Source organism: Enterobacter sp. MGH 37, from assembly GCF_000534515.1.
GTDB lineage: Bacteria > Pseudomonadota > Gammaproteobacteria > Enterobacterales > Enterobacteriaceae > Enterobacter > Enterobacter kobei.
Window position 1 is genome coordinate 1 of sequence record NZ_KI973211.1, and the last position, 1,825, is coordinate 1,825.

The following is a 1,825-nucleotide window of genomic DNA, read 5'->3' on the forward strand; positions in this document are numbered from 1 at the left end:
TTTTTTTGCTCCATATGCTAATTCACCTTGAGCCATTTCAATATAACCACTCATTACATCTGACATTTTCATAGCGTACGATGAATTAGCATCAAGCAAATCTTTTTCTATATTTTCGCGCTGAAAAACCATAATAACGGCAATCAGAAAAATAGAAGTTAACAAAATCCCACCAACGGACAAGGTTATGACTATCGGACGAAGGTGAGGCTTTTTAATTCTCATAAAAATACACTCCATATAATAAAAAATGCCGCATTTACCATAACATCCCTTATCAGCACCGCCCCGGACGGGTTCGGAACAAATGCGGCGTCAGCCCGGTAAAACCGGCAGCAAACTCTCCGCTAAACCGCGCATTCTGCGCCAGATAAATTTCACCCGGCTGCATGGCTATGCAGTCGGGTGAATGGCTCCGGCTTTCAGCGCAGATGTCCACCGAAAGCCCCGTTTTATCAGGTTATCACAGTGAAGGGCTGTTATACGTCCGCTGTCGCTGAGATCGCTCCAGCTCCAGCGCTTTCTGATGCTGCACCACGCGCTCCTGCTCCCGGTGCAGCTCGACGGCATTCAGTCGCTCGACAACCGGCGCAGCTGCTCGCTCAAACTCTGCACCTGCCTGCTCAAGCCCGTGACGCGCTCGCTCAGCGCTGCGTTCTCCCGTTGCATAAGACCAGACATCGTCCGCCATTCCGCGAAGGCGCTCTCCCACTCGTCCAGCCTTTTCGAGTAGTCCTGCTGTAGCTGCTCTAATGCGCTCAGCAACTGTTTTTCCAGCTCCGTCATGTGCTATTTCCCCGCCAGTATCATCCAGCTCGAATCCTCTCCGAACCGTCCCGCTTCCGGGTTCACCTTCACGCAGCGGCGTCTCTGCTCGCCGCAGGTCGAGAGCTGCACGCCGCTGTTCCTCTCTGACAGCATGGCCTGCGTGCTCTTCTGCTCCCGGATGGTCGTGTAGTTGTCGAGTATCTGCTGCCCCTGCCACCACAGAATGCCCGCGCTCGAGGCGATCAGCAGCGCGGAGACCAGGACGATGGTCAGCCACGTCTGGCTGACCATGCGCACCATGCCTTTCGTGCGCTGGCTCATGGCTGAGGACAGTTTCCGGTCGTGGTCGAGGATGGCGGCGCTGATTCTCTTCGCGCTTTCGTTCAGTTCCGCTTTTACAGATTTCTCGTGCTCGCTGAATGCGGCTTTCAGCATCTCGCCGGTATTCTGCTGCTGCGCTTTCGATTTCTGCTCTAAGTCCTTCGCCAGCGTTAAAAGACTGTTCATAAATGGCTCCCTTCAGTCGGATGTTTCGCCCCCCGTCCGGGTCGGCAATGCTGATACTGCTTTTTGTGGTGCGGACCACCTCAAAACCTGCGCTTTCCAGCGCCTCAGTGACATCCTGACGGGTTTTCAGCTCCCCGGATGAGGCAAGAGCAAGCAGACCGCGTGTAATCGCTTCTGCAGCCTCCTGCTTCGCTTTAGGCAGTGCAGACGGTGTGACCAGTGCCCGCCGGTTCTCCGGTGCGTTCGGGTCGTGCAGCCCCAGTCTGCCGTTCACGATGGTCTGCCAGGCATCGATGCGTGGACGGTCGGCGCGATCGTAATACGGCTGGAGCCGTCTGCCGGTCAGCAGCTCCGTGTTCGGGATCAGAAAATTCAGCTCAAGCCGCCCCTTGTCACGATGCTCCACCCACAGGATGCTGTACTGGTCTTTATCAAGTCCGGGCATCAGAACCCGCTCAAAGCTTGCCATCAGCTTTTCCCGCTGGCCGGAAGGTAAATCCGCTTCCGCAAACGACAGTACCCCGGAGGTGTATTTCTTAACGTAAGGCGA

2 protein-coding genes and 2 pseudogenes are annotated in these 1,825 nt (G+C 55.4%); all 4 read right to left on the bottom strand.

Annotation, left to right across the window (positions count from 1 at the left end):
- Positions 1 to 225 (bottom strand): annotated as a pseudogene (locus L383_RS00015) (hypothetical protein); the annotation flags it as partial.
- 345 nt (positions 226 to 570) lie between these two features.
- Positions 571 to 786 (bottom strand): MbeD family mobilization/exclusion protein, encoded by a 216-nt coding sequence (locus L383_RS26045; protein ID WP_015589619.1) that lies wholly within the window; start codon positions 784 to 786, stop codon positions 571 to 573.
- 3 nt (positions 787 to 789) lie between these two features.
- Positions 790 to 1,275, bottom strand: coding sequence for an MbeB family mobilization protein (locus tag L383_RS26050; protein WP_012565228.1), 486 nt, complete (start codon positions 1,273 to 1,275; stop codon positions 790 to 792).
- Between the two features lie 34 nt (positions 1,276 to 1,309).
- Positions 1,310 to 1,744: pseudogene (locus tag L383_RS26055) on the bottom strand (relaxase/mobilization nuclease domain-containing protein); the annotation flags it as partial.
- Positions 1,745 to 1,825: the final 81 nt, after the last annotated feature.

What these genes read in the sequence shown, in the direction of transcription:
- L383_RS26045 (WP_015589619.1), bottom strand. Translation starts at nt 786, where the DNA reads ATGACGGAGCTGGAAAAACAGTTGCTGAGCGCATTAGAGCAGCTACAG.
- L383_RS26050 (WP_012565228.1), bottom strand. Translation starts at nt 1,275, where the DNA reads ATGAACAGTCTTTTAACGCTGGCGAAGGACTTAGAGCAGAAATCGAAA.